Genomic DNA, 17,465 nt, shown 5'->3' with positions numbered 1-17,465 from the left:
GACGGCCGGCGCCGTCGACCTGTGGTTTTCGAGCAACCTCGTGGTTGACAACAGCGTTCAATTGTCTGATTGTTTAAGGGGAGGTCTTTCTCGTATGTTTTTAAAATCATAAGGAGAATCTTCATGAAACGAAGTGTTCGACGAATCGCCTTGACGGTTGCCTGCATCCTGCCTCTGACCGGCGCGTCATCGTTGGTGGCGGCTGACTATGCCCATGAGGTCCAGGCCAGGAAAATGGCCTTTGCCTGGACGGTGAACGGCAAGCAGCTCGACGTCAGGTTGAGCGCGGATACCACCGGATGGGTCGCGATCGGATTCAATCCCACAAAGCGCATGCAGGGCGCCAACTATATCCTGGGGTATGTGAAGGACGGCAAGGTTTCGCTGTCGGATGATTTCGGTGATGCACCGACAGGGCACAAACCCGACGCCAAACTCGGCGGGACTGAAGACGTGACCGTGGTCGGCGGATCGGAGGAGAATGGCAGGACCACCATCGAGTTCTCGATACCGCTGGCTTCCTCCGATGTCAATGATGGCACCATTGACGCCCAGGGTGAGACGGTGGTCCTGCTCGCCTATGGGCCGGACCGTGACAGCTTCAAGCTCAAGCATACATTCCGGACGGCGATGAAGATCAATCTCACTACCGGTGCGACGTCGGCGCCGTAAAGAGGTGGCCCGTGCGGTTGACCCTGTGGACAGTCGTGCTCGCCCTGGCCCTGCTGCTGCAGGCGGCAGGGGAGAAGCATGCACGCGCCCACGGCCCGCCGGTCGAGACGGGGACGAACTCCGCCGCGGCGGTCGAGACAGGGGACCATGATCACGAGACTGCCCTGGCGCTGGCGGACGCCAAGGCGCCGAGGGAATGGGTCGAGGAGAAAACCGGGGCCTATCTGCCGCTGCAACTCCAGTTCAGCGATGAGGCCGGCCAACCGCTCAGCCTGGGCCAAATTGTCGACAAGCCTGTTCTGTTGTTGCCGGTCTACTACTACTGTGCCGGTTCCTGCAGCCGGAATCTCGCCAACCTGGCGGTTGCCCTCGGGCGCATGAAATCGCAGCCGGGCCGGGATTTCCGGGTTGTCGCCTTCAGCATCAACGACCGGGAAAGGAGCGAGGATGCCCGTCGGGCCAGAAAGACCTTCCTCAAGCTCGCCGGCGGGAAAATTCCGGAGGGGGAATGGCGCTTCCTCACCGGTGACCGGGAGGCGATCGCCGCCCTTGCCGCCGCGATCGGCTATCGATTCGAACAGCAGGCCGACGGCACCTACATCCACCCTTCGGCGCTGGTGGCGGCGGCAAGAGACGGCAGGATCATTCGCTACGTCTATGGCGATTTCATCCCCGGCGATCTCGATATGGCGGTTCTTGATGCCGGTCGCAACACCCCGTCGCTCTCGGTCAAGCGCCTGCTCGACATCTGTTTCAATCGCGATCCCAGTGCCGGCCGGGGGGTCGTGCTGGCGGTCAAGGTCGGGGTGCTGGCGGTATTCGGCGCCTTCGCGGCGGCAATCCTGCTGCTGTACCGGAAACGGGGCGGAGGACAGCGGAACAGAGGGGATACGGAATAGGGACAGGATGAGGCCATGACCACAGCGCAATCGTACCTCGAACACTCTTCACCCCCTGGTCGCCGCGGCTGGAAGGCGTGGTTGTTGACCCACGATCACAAGCGCCTGGGGCTGATGTACCTGTGGGCCATCCTTTTCTGGTTCGTGCTGGCGGTCCTTCTCGGCCTGCTGATGCGGACCGAGCTGATGGGCGCGGGGCGGACCATCATGGGGGCCGAGACCTACAGCTCGATGTTCACCCTGCATGGGGTGATCATGATCTTTTTCTTCGGCATTCCGGCCATTCCGGCGATATTCGGTAATTTCTTCCTGCCGATCCAGCTGGGCGCCGACGATGTCTTCTTCCCCCGGCTCAACCTCCTGTCCTGGTACCTGTTCATGTTCGGGGGAGGCTTTGCGATCTTCTCCCTCTTTTTCGGCGACGGCTTTCCCGATACCGGCTGGACCTTCTATGTCCCCTTCAGCATCTCCAGTGCCGGCAATGTCTCGCTGACCGTCACCGCCGCCTTCATCCTCGGGATGTCGTCGATGCTGACCGGCCTGAATTTCGTCACCACTTTCCATCGGCTGCGCCATAAGGGCATGGGGCTGATGAAGATCCCGCTGTTTACCTGGTCGCTGTACGCCACCGCCTGGGTGCAGATCCTGGCGACACCGGTGATCGCGATAACCTTCGTCCTGGTGGTGCTCGAGCGGCTGCTGGCGATCGGGCTGTTCGAACCGGACAGGGGCGGCGATCCGCTCCTCTACCAGCACCTGTTCTGGATGTATTCCCACCCGGCGGTCTATATCATCATCCTGCCGGCGATGGGGGTCATCTCCGAGATCATCCCGGTCTTCTCCCGCAAGGCGATCTTCGGCTACAAGGGCATCGTCTATTCCTCGCTGGCGATCGCCATCGCCGGCTCCCTGGTCTGGGCCCACCACATGTACACCAGCGGCATGAGCGACGTCTCGGTGTTCGTCTTCTCGCTACTGACCTTTCTCGTCGCCGTTCCCTCGGCGGTCAAGGTGTTCTCCTGGGTGTCGACGATGTACAGGGGTTCGATCGCGATGTCGCCGCCGTTTTTTCTCTCCCTCTGCTTCATCTATCTGTTCACGGTCGGCGGTCTGACCGGGCTTGTCCTCGGCGCCGCCGGTACCGACATCCATGTCCACGACACCCATTTCGTCGTCGCCCATTTTCATTTCGTGATGCTGGGCGGCACCGGTTTCGCGTTTTTCGCCGCCCTCCATTACTGGTGGCCGAAGATGTTCGGGGTTCTGTACCGCAACCGGCCGGCCTATGTCGGCGCGGTCGCGGCGGCGGTCGGGTTCGTCTTCCATTTCGTGCCGATGCTGATCCTCGGGATGCAGGGCATGCCGCGCCGCTACTACGACTATCTGCCCCAGTATGAGACCGGGAATTTTCTGGCCGGATTCGGCGCCTATCTGCTGGTCTTCGGCCTGCTGCTGATGCTGCTCAATCTGGTGCTCAGCCTCAGAGGTCGGCGGACCGCGCCGGCCAATCCCTGGGGCGGGACGACGCTCGAATGGACGGTGCCTTCGCCGCCGCCGGTGGAGAATTTTACCGCCACCCCGGAAATTAAGGATTTCCCCTACGACTTCAGCGAGATCGTTGCGAATTCGAAAAAATGACGGCAGAGGCGACAGGGATATGATGGCTTCCACAAGCGACACGACCGGAATCCGGATCGGGATGTGGATCTTCCTCTATTCGGAGATCATTCTCTTCGGCGGCCTTTTTGTCCTCTATGCCGTCTATCTCTATGAATATTCCGAGCTGTTCGCGCAGGGGGGCAAGGAGCTGAATCGGATCATCGGCTCCCTCAACACCGTGGTCCTGCTGGCCAGCAGCTGTACCGTCGCCGCCTCGATCACCGCCATCCAGCGGGGGAAGAAGGGACAGGCCATGGCCTGTCTGGCCGTTTCCATCTTCTGCGGCCTGGTCTTCGTGGTGAACAAGTATTTCGAGTGGGGGGCGAAGATCCATCACGATATCTACCCCAATTCCGCGACCCTGCAGGACGGCGAACCGGGGCTCAACATCTTTTTCGGTTTGTATTACGTCATCACCGGCCTGCACGGCCTCCATGTCATCATCGGCATGGTCCTGCTGACGACCAGCCTGGTCCTTGTGCATCGCGGCCGGATCACCGCCTCGCGTTACGCCGTGCTCGAGAATTCCGGCCTGTACTGGCATCTCGTCGATCTGATCTGGATCTTTGTCTTTCCATTGTTCTACCTGGTCCTTTAGGGCCGGAATCTCCGCGCGGGGGCATTGCCCATGGAGTCTAGCGAAGAACACAGACACATTGTCGGTTACGGTCAGCTGGCCGTGGTCCTGGCCCTGCTGCTGGCCCTGACCGGGGTGACGGTGGCGGTGTCCTATATCGACCTCGGTTTCCTCAACGTGCCGGCGGCGTTGACCATCGCCACCCTCAAGGCCGCCCTCGTCCTCCTCTTTTTCATGCATCTGCGGTACGAGGGGCCGATCATCAGGTATGGGTTCATCACGACGGTCATGTTTCTGGCCATCATGATCGGTTTCACCTTCTGGGACGTGGCCTTCAGGTAAGGGAGAGCGGCATATGAGTCCGGCACACGACGTCGATCTGGCATTCTGGTACATCCTCGGCATTTCCCTGCTCCTGCTGTTCGGCATCACGACGGTCATGGTGATCTTCGTCGTGCGTTATCGACGCAGCCGCCATCCGGTGCCGGAGGATATCCGGGACAACCTCGCCCTCGAGATCGTGTGGACGGTCATTCCCACCCTGATCGCCCTGTCGATGTTCTACATGGGGTGGAAGTCCTATATCGGCCTGCGCACCGTGCCGGAGGGGGCGATGGAGGTCGAGGTGACGGCCCAGATGTTTTCCTGGATCTTCACCTACGACAACGGCCGGGAGAGCGAAAATGAGCTGGTGGTGCCCCTCGGCGAGGCGGTCAAGCTCAACGTCACTTCGGTGGACGTTCTCCACAGCCTCTACATCCCGGCCTTCCGGATCAAGATCGATGCCGTCCGCGGCATGACGACCTATGCCTGGTTTCGGGCCGATGAAGCGGGCGAGTATGATATCCAGTGCACCGAGTACTGCGGCACCGACCACTCGGCGATGATCGCCAGATTGAAGATCGTGCCGGAACAGCAATACCTGACATGGCTGGAGGCGGAGGAGTGAGTACGGCTTCGGTCGGGCGGACGTCATCGGCCATCCCGGTCAGGCTTGGGGCCAGATGGCGTCTGGCCAAGGGGGGGCTCAGCCTGATGCTTGGCCTCACGTCGCTATTCGGTTTCCTGCTCGCCTCGCCTCCTGTTCCGTCGTCCCTGCGGCTGGGCGGTGGCGTGGTGCTGCTGGCCGGAGGAGCGGCGTCGCTGAACAGTCTGCAGGAATGGCGCCGGGACCGCCTGCTGCGGCGGACGATGCACCGCCCTCTGCCCCAGGGGGAGCTGGTCCCCGCTCAGGCCCTGCGGCAGGCGGTGCTGCTGATCGGCTGCGGCCTGCTGCTGCTGTCGACCTGCCCCGGCCCGCTGCCGGTATCGCTCGGCCTGCTGGCGGTGGTGCTGTACAACGGCCTGTATACCCCGCTCAAGGCGGCAACGATGCTGGCGCTGGTCCCCGGGGCAGTGTGCGGCAGCCTCCCGGCGGTCATCGGCTGGGTTGCCGGCGGCGGCAGTCCCGGGTCGCCGATCGCCGCCCTGGTGATGGCGCTGTTGGTCGTCTGGCAGATCCCGCACTTCTGGCTGCTGTCGCTCCGCTATTACGACGACTACGCCGGCGGGGCGCTCCCGCATCTGCTGCGGCGCCTGTCCGAGTCGGCGGTGCGGCGGCTGCTCGTGCCCTGGGTTGCAGCCCTGGCGGCGGTGATGCTGCTCTTCACCCTGCTGCCGCTCGGCATCGACGGGGTGTTCCGGGATGTGACGTTCGTCATTGCGGCCACCCTGGTGCCGGTCTTCATCTTCCAGACCCTGCGCCGTCATCCGCCCGACTACAGGACCTTGTTCATCTTCTTCAATCTGACCTTTTTCTTTTTCATCCTGGTTGTCTGTGCCGCGAGAATATCGCTTGACCCTGGTTCCGGCCTGTGATCTACGACAATCGGGGCGGAAAAATCTGCTCGCAATACAGCTGATCGTCGTTATTGTCTGGTGGAACACTATCCGGACCAGCCATCGATTACCAGCGGGAGGGTACTGCAATGGGAAAGAAAGACAAGTGCTGTCACAAATTCGAGAAAAAGGGCAAATGCTGCACGGGTTGTCCGCTGAAGGATGCCGCCGAAGCGGAGACCAAGGGCAAGAAAAAAGACAAGGATAAGAAGGACAAGAAAAAGAAGGACAAGAAAAAGAAATAAAGGTTCGGGCGCCGAGGTATGGCGTCCGGTTTTCTGGACGATCAACGGAAATGGAGGAAACTATGATCAGCGACAAGCTCAACGACGCCCTGAACGGCCAGATCAACGCTGAACTGTACTCGTCGTATCTGTATCTATCGATGTCGGCCTGGTTCAGTACCCGGAGTCTGCCCGGGTTCGCCACCTGGATGCGCTGCCAGGCCCAGGAAGAGCTGTTCCATGCGACCAAGATGTTCGACTACGTCAACGAACGGGGCGGGACAGTGGTTCTGGAGGCGATCGCCAAGCCGGACGCCACCTGGGACTCGCCGCTGGCGGTGCTCAAACAGGTGGCCAGGCACGAGGCCCATGTGACCCAACTGATCAACGACCTCGTCAACTGCGCCCTCGACGAGCGTGATCATGCCTCGACCATCTTCCTCCAGTGGTATGTCACCGAGCAGGTCGAGGAGGAGGCCAGCGTCGGCGAGGTGGTCAACAGGTTGAAGATGATCGGCAACGATTCGGCGGGAATGTTCGCCATGGATATGGAGATGGGCAAGCGGATCTTCACGCCGCCGGTCGCGGTCTGAGGCGGTGACGATCGACGTGGTTCAGGCCGCCGTCAGCGGCGGCGGCACACTTTTACACGGGGGATGAAGATGAGCATTGAGTGGGGATATTTTCGCGGCGGTTGAGTGTCCTGTCAGAAGGCCCGGGTGGCCCTTCAACAGAGCGGGATGACGGTTGAGGAAGAGGTGGATGCCAGGAAAACGGTGCTGCAGGGGGATGCGGCCTGGCAACTGGTCGCCGGGGCCGACAGGATCGTGGTGGCAACCGGCAAAAAGATCGAGGAGTTCGTACCGGCCAAGGCGGCGAAGGATGCAATCCTGGCCAAAATCACCGGTCGCACCGGCAACCTGCGGGCCCCGGCTCTGCGCCGCGGCGGCACATTCTATATCGGCTACAACGACGCGCTGTACTCTCTGATTGCTTCATGAACAGCCGGGGAGGAGGGCTGAACCTTCTCTCCCCGACATCTAGCCGGTGGTATCAGTCCGCCTTCCAGAAGGCTTCCTTTTCGGCGCCGCACATCGGACAGACCCAATCGTCAGGCAGATTTTCCCAGGCAGTACCGGGATCGACGCCGTGGTCAACATCGCCTTCTGCCGGATCATAAATGTAACCGCACGGACATTCCCATTTTTCCATGATTGTTTCCTCCCTGTAGGTTTATGGATCGGCACAAAAGAAAATAATAATCATTACTGACTGTGTTGAATTATACTCAATAGAGATCGGATGTCAACAGGATAATGGAGGCCGTCCAGCCTGCCCCGACAGCGAACGGCCGCCGTCGCCGGTTTTTTTCGAGGGCTGATGGCGGCCGGGGTTCAGACGCCGTTGTCCTCGCCGGCAATCGGCACGGGGTAGCCGCTGCGCCGCAGAATCTCCTTCGATGGGACCAGGGCGGTGGCCGTGGCCGAAACGATGTTGCCGGCCACTCCGGGGCCGTCGCCGGCGACGAACAACCCCCTGATCGCGGTCTCGAGGTGGTTGTCGGTCGTGATCTGGGTGGCGAAGAATTTGATCTCCGGGGCATACAGCAGGGTCTCGTCGTTGGCGACCCCGGGGATGACCTGGTTGAGCTGCTCGAGGCCGTCGACCAGATTGGTGAGGATCCGCTCCGGCAGGGCCATCGCGATATCTCCGCAGGTGACGTTCTTCAGGGTCGGCTCGATGTAGCTGTTGCGCACCCGGTTCCAGGTCGAGCGGCGGCCGCGGGTCAGGTCGCCGTAGCGCTGGAGGATCGGCTTGCCGCCGCCGATCAACGTCGCCAGCCGGCCGATCGATTCGCCGTAGGCCTGGTTGTCCTCCACCGGATCGGTCAGCACGACCTTCGACAGGAAGGCGAAATTGGTGTTGTCGGATTTTTTGTCCATGTAGGCGTGGCCGTTGACGCAGACGAAGTCCTGGTAGTTTTCCAGCGCCACAAAACCGCCGAGATTGGTGCAGAAGGTGCGGGTCTGGTCGTCGTACTTGGTGGTGCGGACGAAGAAGGTCGGGTCGTAGATGATCGAACACAGATCCTCCATGATCTCGTTGTGGACCTCGACCCGCACCCCGACCTCGATCCCGCGCTGGGACACCTCGATCCCATGGCTGCGGGCGACCCCGCCGATCCACTCCGCCCCAACCCGGCCCGGGGCGAGGATGACGTTGGCCGCTTCGTAACTGCCGCGGTTGGTGACCACCCCGGTGACGGCGCCGCCCTCGACCACGACCTCGCGCACCTCCTCCGAGTGGTGGAAGGTCACCCCCCGGCCCTGGACGTAGTCGGCCATCGCGGCGATATGGCCGGGCAGGTTGTCGCTGCCGAGATGCTTCTGCCTGATGATCAGCAGCTCGATCCCCTGCTTGCGCGCCTGCTTGCGGATCTCCCTGGCCTTCTCCATGTCGGTGGGGAAGACCTTGCCGTCCATGCCGAAGCGGTTGTAGATGCGCTCGGTCTCATCGATCAGCCGGATCGCCGCCGAGGTCTCCATGAACTGGGTCAGGTCGGTCTTGCCCAGCTTGTGGATGAAGTTGAGCTTGCCGTCGGAAAACAGCCCCGCCCCGCCGATGCCGCAGAGGATGTTGCAGGGGCGGCACTTGATGCAGCCGTGGTCCTTGATCGGGCACTTCCGCTTCAACGGGGCCTTGCCCTTTTCGATCAACAGGACATCGAGCCGGCTGTGTTCGCTGAGGTAGTAGGCGGCGAAGAGGCCGGCCGGGCCCCCGCCGACGATGATGACGTCAAACTGCGTTCTGATGTTCCTCATCATTTCTCTTGGCGAGGCGCGGCCGGAGGTCAGGGTTGTTCCTGGGCCGGTGCGGCCTTATCCTTGGCCGGCAGAGTCTTTTCGTCGGCGGGCTTCGGCGGTTCGATCGTCGCCATGCCGAAGGCCATTCGCACCTTGTTTTCGATCTCGGTGCACATCTCGGGATGGTCGGCGAGAAAACGCTTGGAGTTTTCCCGACCCTGGCCGATCCGTTCGTCGTGGTAGGAGTACCAGGCCCCGCTCTTGTCGATGATCTCGTGCTCGGTGGCGAGGTCGAGGATGTCGCCGGCCTTCGAGATCCCCTCGCCGTAGACGATGTCGAACTCGGCCGTTTTGAACGGCGGGGCGACCTTGTTCTTCACGACCTTGACCTTGGTGCGGCTGCCGATGGCCTCGTCGCCCTGCTTGATCGTGGCGATCTTGCGGATATCGAGACGGAGCGAGGAGTAGAACTTGAGGGCGTTGCCGCCGGTGGTGGTCTCGGGGTTGCCGAACATCACCCCGATCTTCATCCGGATCTGGTTGATGAAGATCAGGATGGTGTTGCTGCGGTTGAGGACGCCGGTGAACTTGCGCATCGCCTGGGACATCAGCCGGGCCTGGAGGCCGACATGGGCGTCGCCGACGTTGCCGTCGATCTCGGCGCGGGGGACCAGCGCCGCCACCGAGTCGATGACGATGACATCGACGCCGCCGGAGCGGATCAGGATCTCGGCGATCTCCAGGGCCTGCTCGCCGAAGTCCGGCTGCGACACCAGCAGGTTGTCGACGTCGACCCCCAGCCGCTGGGCGTAGGCGGTGTCGAGGGCGTGCTCGGCGTCGATGAAGGCCGCCGCCCCGCCGCGTTTCTGGGCCTCGGCCACGACATGCAGGGCCAGCGTGGTCTTGCCCGACGATTCCGGCCCGTAGATCTCGGTGATCCGGCCCTTGGGGAAGCCGCCGACGCCGAGGGCGATATCGAGACTGAGGGCGCCGCTCGGGATGACCGGGATCGGTTCCGTCACATGGGTGCCGAGACGCATGATCGAGCCCTTGCCGAACTGGCGCTGGATCTGGTTGATCGCGTTGTCGACGCTCGTCGATCTGTCCTTGCCGCTCTGTGCTACTACCTGTTCCTTGCTGCTGCTTGCCGCCATGTTGTTCTCCACAATAATAGATTGAAAGGGATCATTCCTGCCGGAGCCATGCCCGGCTCTGCACAGGAAGTCCCGATCCTAGTTGATGGTTCTTACCGATCATGTCCCGGTCGTCTGCAGCAGGTACTTGCGGACCAGGTCGAGCCCGGACTGGGCCGTCATTTCCCGGATCTGCTGCCGATCGCCCGAAAACAGGAAGTGCGTGGCCCAGGTGCCTTCGGTCGTGGCGATGCCGATATAGACCGTGCCCACCGGCTTTTCTGCCGAACCGCCCCCGGGCCCGGCGACCCCGGTCACCGACAGACCGATGTCGGCGCCGGTGCGGTTGCGGATGCCGCCGGCCATCGCTTCGGCGGTCTCGCGGCTGACCGCTCCATGCGCCTTGAGGAGATCTGCGGGAACATCGAGAAACTGGGTCTTCAGGTCGTTGGCGTAGGCGACTACGCCGCCGAGGAAGTAGTTCGAACTGCCGGCGATGGCCGTCAATTTTTCCGCTATCAGGCCGCCGGTGCAGGACTCGGCCACCGCCAGACGCCGCCCGGCTCGCTGCAGCAGGCCGCCGGTTACCGATTCCATGCAGTCCCGGTCGTAGCCGTAGATGGCGTCGCCGAGCACAGTATTAATGGCTTTGCAGGAAGATATAAAGAGTTTTTCGGCGCTGCTGTCCTGTTTGTCACGGATGATCAGGCTGAGGTGGACCTCGGGGAACACCGGATAATAGCCGATATGGGCGTCGCCGCTCAGGTCGAGGGTGCTGATCCGGCGGTTGACCTCGGATTCCGGCAGGTTGAAGATCTTGAACAGCCGCTGGTAGGTGGTGAGGTAATGATCCTTGTGCCAGGTCGCCAGGCGCGGCAGCACATGTTCGCGCAGCAGCTGCTTCATCTGGCTGGGGATGCCGGGAAGGAAGAAGATCGGCTTCTGATCGTGAATCAGCTGGTAGCCGGCCATGCACGATTGCGGGTTGAGGACCTCGGCGCCTTCCGGCAGCCACGCCAGCTTCTCGAGCTGGCCGACGTGGGCCGGGCTGATCTCGTCGAGGTGGGTGCGGACGATCGACAGGACCTCGAGATTGGGCAGGGTCGGGCGGTTCAGAGCCTTCGACACCGCCTCGTTGGTCAGGTCGTCGTCGGTCGAACCGAGACCGCCGGTCACCAGCACCGCGTCGACTTCGCTGATCGCGCTTTTCAGTGCCTCGCCGATCAGCTCCGGGGTGTCGCCGATGGTGTGCATCGCGTGGATCTCATACCCGGCCTCGAACAGCTGGCGGGCAGCGTAACTGCTGGTGGTGTTGAGGATTCGCCCCGAGGTCAGCTCGTCGCCGATGGCGATGATTTCCACCTTCATCCCAGACATGGTTCCCCCCGTACGATGGTGTTGTCCAACTGCTGCAGTTCGACCATGACGATCGTGTCCATCAGTGCATCCTCCCCGGTGAATACCACCGGGACGTAGTTGTCGGTGAAGCCCCTTAGCAGTCCGTCGCCGGTCCGCTGGGTCTCGACCAGAACCGGCAGTGTCCTGCCGAGCTGGCGGCGGTAGTAGGCCAGTTTTTTGCGTTCTCCCAGGGCCATGAGCTCCGCCACCCGCCGTGATTTTTCCTGTTTTCCGACCTTGCCGGGGAAGGCGGCAGCCTTCGTGCCCGGACGGTCCGAATAGGGGAAGACGTGGAGATAGGTCCAGTCGACGCCCTCGAGAAAGGTCCGGGTCCGGGCGAAATGGGCCTCGGTCTCGCCGGGAAAACCGGCCAGGACGTCGATGCCGATGGCGGTGTCGGGAAGATACCGGCGGCACAGGGCGACGACCTCGGCGAAGCGGGCGACCGTGTAGCGGCGGTTCATCCAGCCCAGGATCTCGTCATCGCCCGATTGCAGAGGAATGTGGAGATGGGGCATGAGGTTGGGGCGGGCGGCGATCAGCGCCAGCATGCGCTCGTCGATTTCGAGCGGCTCCAGCGACGAGATGCGGAAGCGGACCTGAGGCAGGGTGGCGGACAGCACATCGAGCAGGCCGGTCAGGTGCGGTCCCCCGGCCAGGTCGCGGCCGTAGTAGCCGAGGTGGATGCCGGTGACGACGATCTCCTTGTGGCCGGCGGCGGCGAAAATCGCCGCCTGCCGCACGACTTCGTCCGCCGCCAGGCTGCGGCTGGGGCCGCGGGTGAACGGGACGATGCAGTACGAGCAGTAGCTGTCGCAGCCGTCCTGGACCCGGAGGAAGGCCCGGGTCCTGGCCCCGAAGCGGCCGACCGGCAGGCGGCAGATCTCGGTGGCGGCCATGATGTCGCCCATCAGCTCCCCCGGCAGGTCGCCGTCCTGCAGGGCGGTCTGGACCAGCAGGTGTTTGTTGCTGTTGCCGACCAATGTGAAGGAGCGGTCGGCCAGCTCCGCCATGTCGGCGAGGGCGGCGGCAGCCGCCTCGGCATAGCAGCCGGTGACGATCAGCCTGGCGTTTGGGCTGTGGCGCAGGGCCTGGCGGATCGCCTGCCGCGATTGGGCCCCGGCCTTGGCAGTGACGGCGCAGGTGTTGACGACGACCAGGTCCGCCGGGTGTTCGTTGCCGGCCGTCCAGCCGGCCTGTTCGAAGCCGGTACGGAAGGAGGCCGACTCGTACTGGTTGACCTTGCAGCCGAGGGTGATGATCTGAACTCTGTGCATGCCTTTACCTGCAGATGACGCCGCTGCCGAGAACCTCGTCGCCCCGGTAGAGGACGGCGAACTGGCCCGGGGTGACGGCCCGTTGGGGGAGGTCGAAATGTAGCCGGGCGCGGATTTCGCCGGCGTTCTCGAAGGTCGCCGTCGCCCCGCGGTGGGTCGAGCGCAGGCGGACCTCGAAGCGGTCGCCGCTTCGAGCCGGCATGCCGGCCAGCCAGTGGAGATCGGCGATTTCGACCTGCCGCTGCAGCAGGTCGTCCTGTTTGCCGACGATCAGGCTGTTGTTTGCCGGGTCAAGACGGACCACGTACCAGGGGCTGCTGTCCGGCAGCCCCAGGCCCCGGCGCTGGCCGACGGTGTGGCGGAAGAGGCCGCGATGGCGGCCGATCTCCCGCCCGTCGATCGTGATCACCGGACCGTCGCCGGCCAGATCGGGCAGGCGCCGGGCCAGGAAATCGCCGACGTTCTCGGCGGCGAGAAAGCAGACATCCTGGCTCTCGCTGCCGGAGAAACCGGTAAAGCCATGGGCGGCGACATAGGCGTAGGTCTCGTCCTTAATCCGATTCCCCAGCGGCAGCAGCAGGCGGCGCAGCTGCGTCTGGTGCAGGCGGGCGAGAAAGTAGCTCTGATCCTTGTGCCGGTCAATCCCCTGGAGGAGGTGGAAGATGCCGTTCCGCTCGACGACCCGGGCGTAGTGGCCGGTGGCCATGGTGTCGACCCCGGCGGCCGTCATCGTCTCCAGCAGCAGTCCGAACTTGATCTCGCGATTGCAGACCAGGCAGGGGTTGGGGGTGAGGCCGGAACGGTAGCTGGAAGAAAAATAGTCGAGCACCTCCTCCTCGAACCGGCGGCGCAGGTCGACGACCGTCAGACCGATGCCGAGGCGGGCGGCGATCTCCTCCACCCGGGCGAGTTGCCCCTGGTAGTCGGGCTGGGCCAGGTGCATGAAAAAGCCCTGGACAGCATGGGTTTTCTGCAGCATGATGGCACAGGCGGTCGAGTCGACGCCTCCGCTCATGGCTATGCCGATCTGTCTTCCGCTCACCGAATTCCTTGTCTGTCGCGGGTGGATATCTTCCTGTAGCAGGTCCAATCGGCCCTCTATCGGCCGGAAAAATCAACATAATATAATACTGTACGATGAACGAAAAGGAAAGCGGCAAAGGTCCCCGCCCGGTCCTGCCGGAACTGCTGGCCCCGGCCGGCAATTACGAAAAACTGGTGACCGCCGTCCACTATGGCGCCGATGCCGTCTACCTCGGCGGCCGCCGCTTCAGCCTGCGGGCCAAGGCCGGCAATTTCGACGCCGACACGATGCGCGACGGGGTTCGGTATGCCCATGGCCACGGGGTCAAGGTCTACGCCACCGTCAATATCCTTGCCCACAACGATGATCTGGCGGGGCTGGACCAGTATCTGTGCGAACTGGGGGCCATCGGCGTCGATGCCCTGATCATCGCCGATCCGGGGATCCTGAGGCGGGCCCGGACCCTGGCGCCGCAACTGCCGCTCCATCTCTCGACCCAGGCCAACGTCACCAACCGCCTGGCCGCCGCCTTCTGGCTGGACCAGGGGGCGGCCCGGCTCAATCTCGCCCGCGAGCTGTCGCTCGCCGAGATCCGGGAGATCCGCCGCGCCGTCGCCGGGCAGCTCGAGGTCTTCGTCCACGGGGCGCTGTGCATCTCCTATTCCGGGCGCTGCATGCTGTCGAACTACATGACCGGCCGCGACGCCAACCGGGGCAACTGCGCCCATCCCTGCCGCTACAGCTACGCGCTGGTGGAGGAAAAACGACCGGGCCAGTACTTCCCGGTCGAAGAAGATCAGCGTGGCACCTATATCTTCAACGCCAAGGACCTCTGCCTGCTCGAAGCCCTGCCGGAACTGGTCGCCGCCGGGGTCGATTCGCTGAAGATCGAGGGGCGGATGAAGTCGATCTTCTATGTCGGCGGGACCGTGCGGGTTTACCGGGCGGCGCTCGATTTTCTCCGCAGTCTGCCGGCGGAATCGTGGCGGCGGTCGGAGGAGATCAGGCTGCCGGAGACCATGATGGAGGAGTTGCTGAAGACCGGCACCCGCGGCATTACAGATAACTTCCTGCGCCGGCGGCCGGGATCAGAGGAGATGTTGTACGCAACGCCGCGGGCCGCTCAGCCCTGCGAGCCGGTGGCGGTGATCCGCCGGGCCGGCGACCGGCCGCTGGTCGAGGTCCGCAATACCCTGACCAGCGGCGAGGCGGTCGAGTACATGGGGCGGGGAATCGCGGTCCAACCGCTGCGGATCGCGGCGATGCACAACGAGCGCAGCGAACCGCTCAGCCGCGCCAACCCCGGCGAGCGGATCGTCCTCACCACCGACCCGCCGTTGGCGCAGGGCGAGGTCAACGGCATCCTGCGGCGGACGAGATGAGGCCGGTCATTAAGGCGTTGAGAACCGACTGGTGTCGGGCCGCATCTGACAGCGGTGGTCGGCCGGGGACGTCACTGCCGAGCCGTCGGTCGGTCGCGCCGCTGATCGTCACAGTTCTGCTCGCGCTCATCGTCCTCTGCGGGTGCGGAGCCGGGCATCCCCCTGCCGGCACCGGCGCACCCGCCCACCTGGTAGTTCTCGGCGATCCCCATCTGCCCGGCAACAATCCGGCCGCCAAGCGGACGGTGCTGGCGCAGATCAATTCCTGGCGGGATGTCGCCCTGGTTGTTGCCGTCGGCGACCTTACCGAAAGGTACGGCACCGAAAGGGAATATGCCGCCGCCGCCACCTATTTCCGCAACCTGCGCCACCCCCTGGCCCCGATTGTCGGTAACCACGACTATTACTTCAAAACGCCTTATCCACTTGCCGCCAGGGGGTATGTCCGTGCCCCCTTTGTTTTTCAGCAGGCGAAGCTGGCCAAATTCCGGCAAACCTTCGGCCTTGGCCAGCACTACTACAAGCTGGAAATCGGCGGTTACCTGCTCCTATTCCTCTCCACCGATCATGACCGTGTTGGCACCGGCATCGGCGAAGCGCAACTGGCATGGCTCCGCATTCAGCTCCTCCGGCACCGCAACCAACCGACCATCATCTTCGCCCACCCTCCGCTTCCCGGGACCCAGACCAGATTCAGGCACTATGTCAATCGTCCCGGTGCCGTGGTCCAGCCGGCGGCCTGGATGCACATGCTCCTGATCACCAACCCCCAGATCTTTCTCTGGGTGTCCGGGCATACCCACACCCCGCCCACTGAAGCCAGTTATGCCTCCTTCATCAACATCTACGCCGATCGGATCGTCAATATTCACAATAACAGCATGAAAGGCGACACGATCTGGACCAACTCCCTCTACCTGTATCCGAATCGGGTCCAGGTCCGCACCTTCAACCATCGTGAAAATCGCTGGCAGGCCGAGTTTGACCGTACCATCCTCGTGCCGCCGCCGCGCTGACCCGGCGCGGAAAAGTTTCAAAAACGGCGGGGTACACATTTTCAGTGATTGAATTTAATTGTGGATTGGTCAACGATAGGCGCACAGTCTATATCTCAAGTCAAGGGAGAGCTAATCGTTTTGAACGATTAGGAGCGGCAAGTTCAATCTGCCTTTATACCGGATAGTACCGGTAAACTTCTCACTAGCGGGCAGCTGGTCAGCTTCAAGAATTAATCCGGCCCCTTTCGCGCATTCCGATTCAAAGTTTACTGAAATCCACATGAAATGACGAAAAGCCAGGATATGCTTTTCGAACAGCTTGGTAGTCATCAAGCTTTTTTTAAATAATTCTTGTCATTTATTCCTGCGGCACTATAAAGAATTGGATAATTTCTTGATGAGCAACTGCGCATTTTTCCCGAGGTCATTGAAAACACAAACACATTCAAGATACTCCGCCCGCTCTTTTAGAGACCCATCTTCACCAACGCCGAACCGCCATCCAGCGCGATGTCACCGAACGAAACGCACGTTTCTTTGCAGCCGAGGCTGATAAACTCGATGGTTGGGCCGATGACCTGAAAGCGGGACTGGAACGAGAGATAAAAGAGATCGATCGTCAAATCGAAGAAGTCCGTCGAGCGACGACCACAGCTTTAACTCTGGAGGAAAAGCTCGCCGGTCAAAAACAAATCAAAAGCTTGGAGTCCCAGCGCAATCAGAAACGGCGTTCACTCTTTGAAGCCCAAGATCAGGTGGATCGGCAGCGGGATGAGTTGATTGCGCAGATTGAGGGGAAGTTGCAGCAGCGGGTCGAATCAGATCAAATGGTTATGATTCGGTGGAAAATTGAAGCTGAGGAAAGGAGGAAGCCGGAATGCCCGAGGATGAGCTTCGCCGGCATATTCAAGAAATCTGCCCTTTGGAAAAAAAGTTCCTGCCGATCTGACCAGCGTAAAGAAACAAACCAAGGTGAAAAATTTACTCTCCGAGATGAGAGCCAAGGATCAAAGCATAACGAGTTCCGGGAAAGGTACGGATTACAAATGGAAACTCGTTGAAAAATAGCCACTGGGTGCGTTCAAAACGCAGATTTAAACGCTCGTTAAACGTCATTTAAACGCTGGTTCACGCCGATCAGAAACGGTCGACGACATATAAAATATTGAAACAAAATCATAAAATTATTTTCCCGAGCAGTTTTTTTTGTGCATAATCGCTACAACTATATGAGCAATGAAGAAACAAAAACTTGAGCTGACTTGGATTGGCAAGGAGGAGCGGCCGAGGTTGGAGCCGCGCATCCTGCTGGAGGATCAGGAGTTGTCGTATCATGCCGGGCATCGGGTGACGGAGGCGGATCTGTTCGACAACCGGCTGATCTTTGGCGACAACCTGCTGGCGCTGAAGGCCCTGGAGCAGGAGTTCACCGGTAAGGTTAAATGGTATCCGTCAAAATAACCGCATCTGTTTTTCCCTGCACTGAGCTGTCATAGTGGGACCACCTTTTATCATGGAGGAGCTTCACTATGAACATTGC

Annotated in this window: 19 protein-coding genes and 1 pseudogene; 13 read left to right on the top strand and 7 right to left on the bottom strand. The window is 61.7% G+C overall.

Annotated features, from left to right (window positions below; genetic code table 11):
- Positions 1–123: 123 nt before the first annotated feature.
- The 10 genes from HNQ81_RS12650 (at position 124) to HNQ81_RS12605 (ending at position 6,910) form a co-directional block, all read left to right on the top strand.
- Positions 124–672 (top strand): DOMON domain-containing protein, encoded by a 549-nt coding sequence (locus HNQ81_RS12650; RefSeq protein ID WP_183351669.1) that lies wholly within the window; start codon positions 124–126, stop codon positions 670–672.
- A 17-nt stretch (positions 673–689) separates the two neighbouring features.
- Positions 690–1,571, top strand: coding sequence for an SCO family protein (locus tag HNQ81_RS12645; protein ID WP_183351668.1), 882 nt, complete (start codon positions 690–692; stop codon positions 1,569–1,571).
- Between the two features lie 15 nt (positions 1,572–1,586).
- The gene (locus tag HNQ81_RS12640) at positions 1,587–3,209 is read left to right on the top strand and encodes a cytochrome c oxidase subunit I (RefSeq protein WP_183351667.1); all 1,623 of its coding nucleotides are present in this window, start codon (positions 1,587–1,589) and stop codon (positions 3,207–3,209) included.
- A gap of 19 nt (positions 3,210–3,228) precedes the next feature.
- Positions 3,229–3,828 carry a cytochrome c oxidase subunit 3 family protein gene (locus tag HNQ81_RS12635; RefSeq protein ID WP_240191692.1) on the top strand — a complete coding sequence of 200 codons (600 nt, stop codon included), beginning with the start codon at positions 3,229–3,231 and terminating at the stop codon, positions 3,826–3,828.
- Positions 3,829–3,858: 30 nt separating this feature from the next.
- Positions 3,859–4,149: a cytochrome C oxidase subunit IV family protein gene (locus tag HNQ81_RS12630; RefSeq protein WP_183351666.1), complete on the top strand. Its 291-nt coding sequence runs from the start codon at positions 3,859–3,861 to the stop codon at positions 4,147–4,149.
- Positions 4,150–4,162: 13 nt separating this feature from the next.
- Complete coding sequence (gene coxB, locus HNQ81_RS12625) at positions 4,163–4,756, top strand: cytochrome c oxidase subunit II (protein ID WP_183351665.1); 594 nt, start codon at positions 4,163–4,165, stop codon at positions 4,754–4,756.
- A complete protein-coding gene (locus HNQ81_RS12620) occupies positions 4,753–5,664 on the top strand; it encodes a UbiA family prenyltransferase (RefSeq protein WP_183351664.1) in 912 nt (303 codons plus the stop codon). The genes coxB and HNQ81_RS12620 overlap by 4 nt, the downstream gene beginning before the upstream one ends.
- A gap of 110 nt (positions 5,665–5,774) precedes the next feature.
- Positions 5,775–5,930 carry a hypothetical protein gene (locus HNQ81_RS12615; RefSeq protein WP_183351663.1) on the top strand — a complete coding sequence of 52 codons (156 nt, stop codon included), beginning with the start codon at positions 5,775–5,777 and terminating at the stop codon, positions 5,928–5,930.
- Between the two features lie 62 nt (positions 5,931–5,992).
- Complete coding sequence (locus HNQ81_RS12610) at positions 5,993–6,502, top strand: ferritin (RefSeq protein WP_183351662.1); 510 nt, start codon at positions 5,993–5,995, stop codon at positions 6,500–6,502.
- Positions 6,503–6,607: 105 nt separating this feature from the next.
- Entirely contained in the window at positions 6,608–6,910 is a 303-nt protein-coding gene (locus HNQ81_RS12605) for an ArsC family (seleno)protein (RefSeq protein WP_183351661.1), read from the top strand.
- 52 nt (positions 6,911–6,962) lie between these two features.
- Here the strand turns inward: HNQ81_RS12605 and HNQ81_RS12600 are convergent, their stop codons facing one another.
- The 6 genes from HNQ81_RS12600 to mnmA all read right to left on the bottom strand — a co-directional run bounded on the left by HNQ81_RS12600 (position 6,963) and on the right by mnmA (position 13,563).
- On the bottom strand, positions 6,963–7,121 hold the full coding sequence (locus HNQ81_RS12600) for a rubredoxin (RefSeq protein ID WP_183351660.1): 159 nt from the start codon (positions 7,119–7,121) through the stop codon (positions 6,963–6,965).
- A gap of 182 nt (positions 7,122–7,303) precedes the next feature.
- Positions 7,304–8,734, bottom strand: coding sequence for an NAD(P)/FAD-dependent oxidoreductase (locus HNQ81_RS12595; protein ID WP_183351659.1), 1,431 nt, complete (start codon positions 8,732–8,734; stop codon positions 7,304–7,306).
- Positions 8,735–8,760: 26 nt separating this feature from the next.
- A complete protein-coding gene (recA, locus tag HNQ81_RS12590) occupies positions 8,761–9,867 on the bottom strand; it encodes a recombinase RecA (protein WP_183351658.1) in 1,107 nt (368 codons plus the stop codon).
- A gap of 99 nt (positions 9,868–9,966) precedes the next feature.
- Positions 9,967–11,223, bottom strand: a complete 1,257-nt coding sequence (locus tag HNQ81_RS12585; RefSeq protein WP_240191691.1) for a CinA family nicotinamide mononucleotide deamidase-related protein — start codon at positions 11,221–11,223, stop codon at positions 9,967–9,969.
- Complete coding sequence (gene mtaB, locus HNQ81_RS12580; protein ID WP_183351657.1) at positions 11,211–12,521, bottom strand: tRNA (N(6)-L-threonylcarbamoyladenosine(37)-C(2))-methylthiotransferase MtaB; 1,311 nt, start codon at positions 12,519–12,521, stop codon at positions 11,211–11,213. The genes HNQ81_RS12585 and mtaB overlap by 13 nt, the downstream gene beginning before the upstream one ends.
- 4 nt (positions 12,522–12,525) lie before the next feature.
- The gene (gene mnmA / locus HNQ81_RS12575) at positions 12,526–13,563 is read right to left on the bottom strand and encodes a tRNA 2-thiouridine(34) synthase MnmA (protein ID WP_337833452.1); all 1,038 of its coding nucleotides are present in this window, start codon (positions 13,561–13,563) and stop codon (positions 12,526–12,528) included.
- Positions 13,564–13,658: 95 nt separating this feature from the next.
- Here mnmA and HNQ81_RS12570 point away from each other — a divergent pair, with 95 nt between their 5' ends.
- The gene (locus HNQ81_RS12570; RefSeq protein ID WP_183351656.1) at positions 13,659–14,927 is read left to right on the top strand and encodes a U32 family peptidase C-terminal domain-containing protein; all 1,269 of its coding nucleotides are present in this window, start codon (positions 13,659–13,661) and stop codon (positions 14,925–14,927) included.
- Positions 14,924–15,943 (top strand): metallophosphoesterase family protein, encoded by a 1,020-nt coding sequence (locus HNQ81_RS12565; RefSeq protein WP_183351655.1) that lies wholly within the window; start codon positions 14,924–14,926, stop codon positions 15,941–15,943. The genes HNQ81_RS12570 and HNQ81_RS12565 overlap by 4 nt, the downstream gene beginning before the upstream one ends.
- 449 nt (positions 15,944–16,392) lie before the next feature.
- Here HNQ81_RS12565 and HNQ81_RS12560 read toward each other — a convergent pair whose 3' ends face one another.
- Positions 16,393–16,548: a hypothetical protein gene (locus tag HNQ81_RS12560; RefSeq protein ID WP_183351654.1), complete on the bottom strand. Its 156-nt coding sequence runs from the start codon at positions 16,546–16,548 to the stop codon at positions 16,393–16,395.
- Positions 16,549–17,161: 613 nt separating this feature from the next.
- On the opposite strand from HNQ81_RS12560, the pseudogene HNQ81_RS12555 reads away from it, so the two are divergent.
- A pseudogene (locus HNQ81_RS12555) lies at positions 17,162–17,368 on the top strand (site-specific DNA-methyltransferase); the annotation flags it as partial.
- Positions 17,369–17,465 lie beyond the last annotated feature (97 nt).

Source organism: Desulfoprunum benzoelyticum, assembly GCF_014201505.1.
GTDB classification, from domain to species: Bacteria; Desulfobacterota; Desulfobulbia; order Desulfobulbales; family Desulfocapsaceae; genus Desulfoprunum; species Desulfoprunum benzoelyticum.
This window is presented reverse-complemented; position numbering and strand designations above follow the sequence as displayed.

What these genes read in the sequence shown, in the direction of transcription:
- HNQ81_RS12585 (WP_240191691.1), bottom strand. Translation starts at nt 11,223, where the DNA reads ATGTCTGGGATGAAGGTGGAAATCATCGCCATCGGCGACGAGCTGACC.
- mtaB (WP_183351657.1), bottom strand. Translation starts at nt 12,521, where the DNA reads ATGCACAGAGTTCAGATCATCACCCTCGGCTGCAAGGTCAACCAGTAC.
- HNQ81_RS12570 (WP_183351656.1), top strand. Translation starts at nt 13,659, where the DNA reads ATGAACGAAAAGGAAAGCGGCAAAGGTCCCCGCCCGGTCCTGCCGGAA.
- HNQ81_RS12595 (WP_183351659.1), bottom strand. Translation starts at nt 8,734, where the DNA reads ATGATGAGGAACATCAGAACGCAGTTTGACGTCATCATCGTCGGCGGG.
- HNQ81_RS12640 (WP_183351667.1), top strand. Translation starts at nt 1,587, where the DNA reads ATGACCACAGCGCAATCGTACCTCGAACACTCTTCACCCCCTGGTCGC.
- HNQ81_RS12635 (WP_240191692.1), top strand. Translation starts at nt 3,229, where the DNA reads ATGATGGCTTCCACAAGCGACACGACCGGAATCCGGATCGGGATGTGG.
- HNQ81_RS12630 (WP_183351666.1), top strand. Translation starts at nt 3,859, where the DNA reads ATGGAGTCTAGCGAAGAACACAGACACATTGTCGGTTACGGTCAGCTG.
- HNQ81_RS12565 (WP_183351655.1), top strand. Translation starts at nt 14,924, where the DNA reads ATGAGGCCGGTCATTAAGGCGTTGAGAACCGACTGGTGTCGGGCCGCA.
- HNQ81_RS12600 (WP_183351660.1), bottom strand. Translation starts at nt 7,121, where the DNA reads ATGGAAAAATGGGAATGTCCGTGCGGTTACATTTATGATCCGGCAGAA.
- HNQ81_RS12650 (WP_183351669.1), top strand. Translation starts at nt 124, where the DNA reads ATGAAACGAAGTGTTCGACGAATCGCCTTGACGGTTGCCTGCATCCTG.
- HNQ81_RS12610 (WP_183351662.1), top strand. Translation starts at nt 5,993, where the DNA reads ATGATCAGCGACAAGCTCAACGACGCCCTGAACGGCCAGATCAACGCT.
- HNQ81_RS12615 (WP_183351663.1), top strand. Translation starts at nt 5,775, where the DNA reads ATGGGAAAGAAAGACAAGTGCTGTCACAAATTCGAGAAAAAGGGCAAA.
- recA (WP_183351658.1), bottom strand. Translation starts at nt 9,867, where the DNA reads ATGGCGGCAAGCAGCAGCAAGGAACAGGTAGTAGCACAGAGCGGCAAG.
- coxB (WP_183351665.1), top strand. Translation starts at nt 4,163, where the DNA reads ATGAGTCCGGCACACGACGTCGATCTGGCATTCTGGTACATCCTCGGC.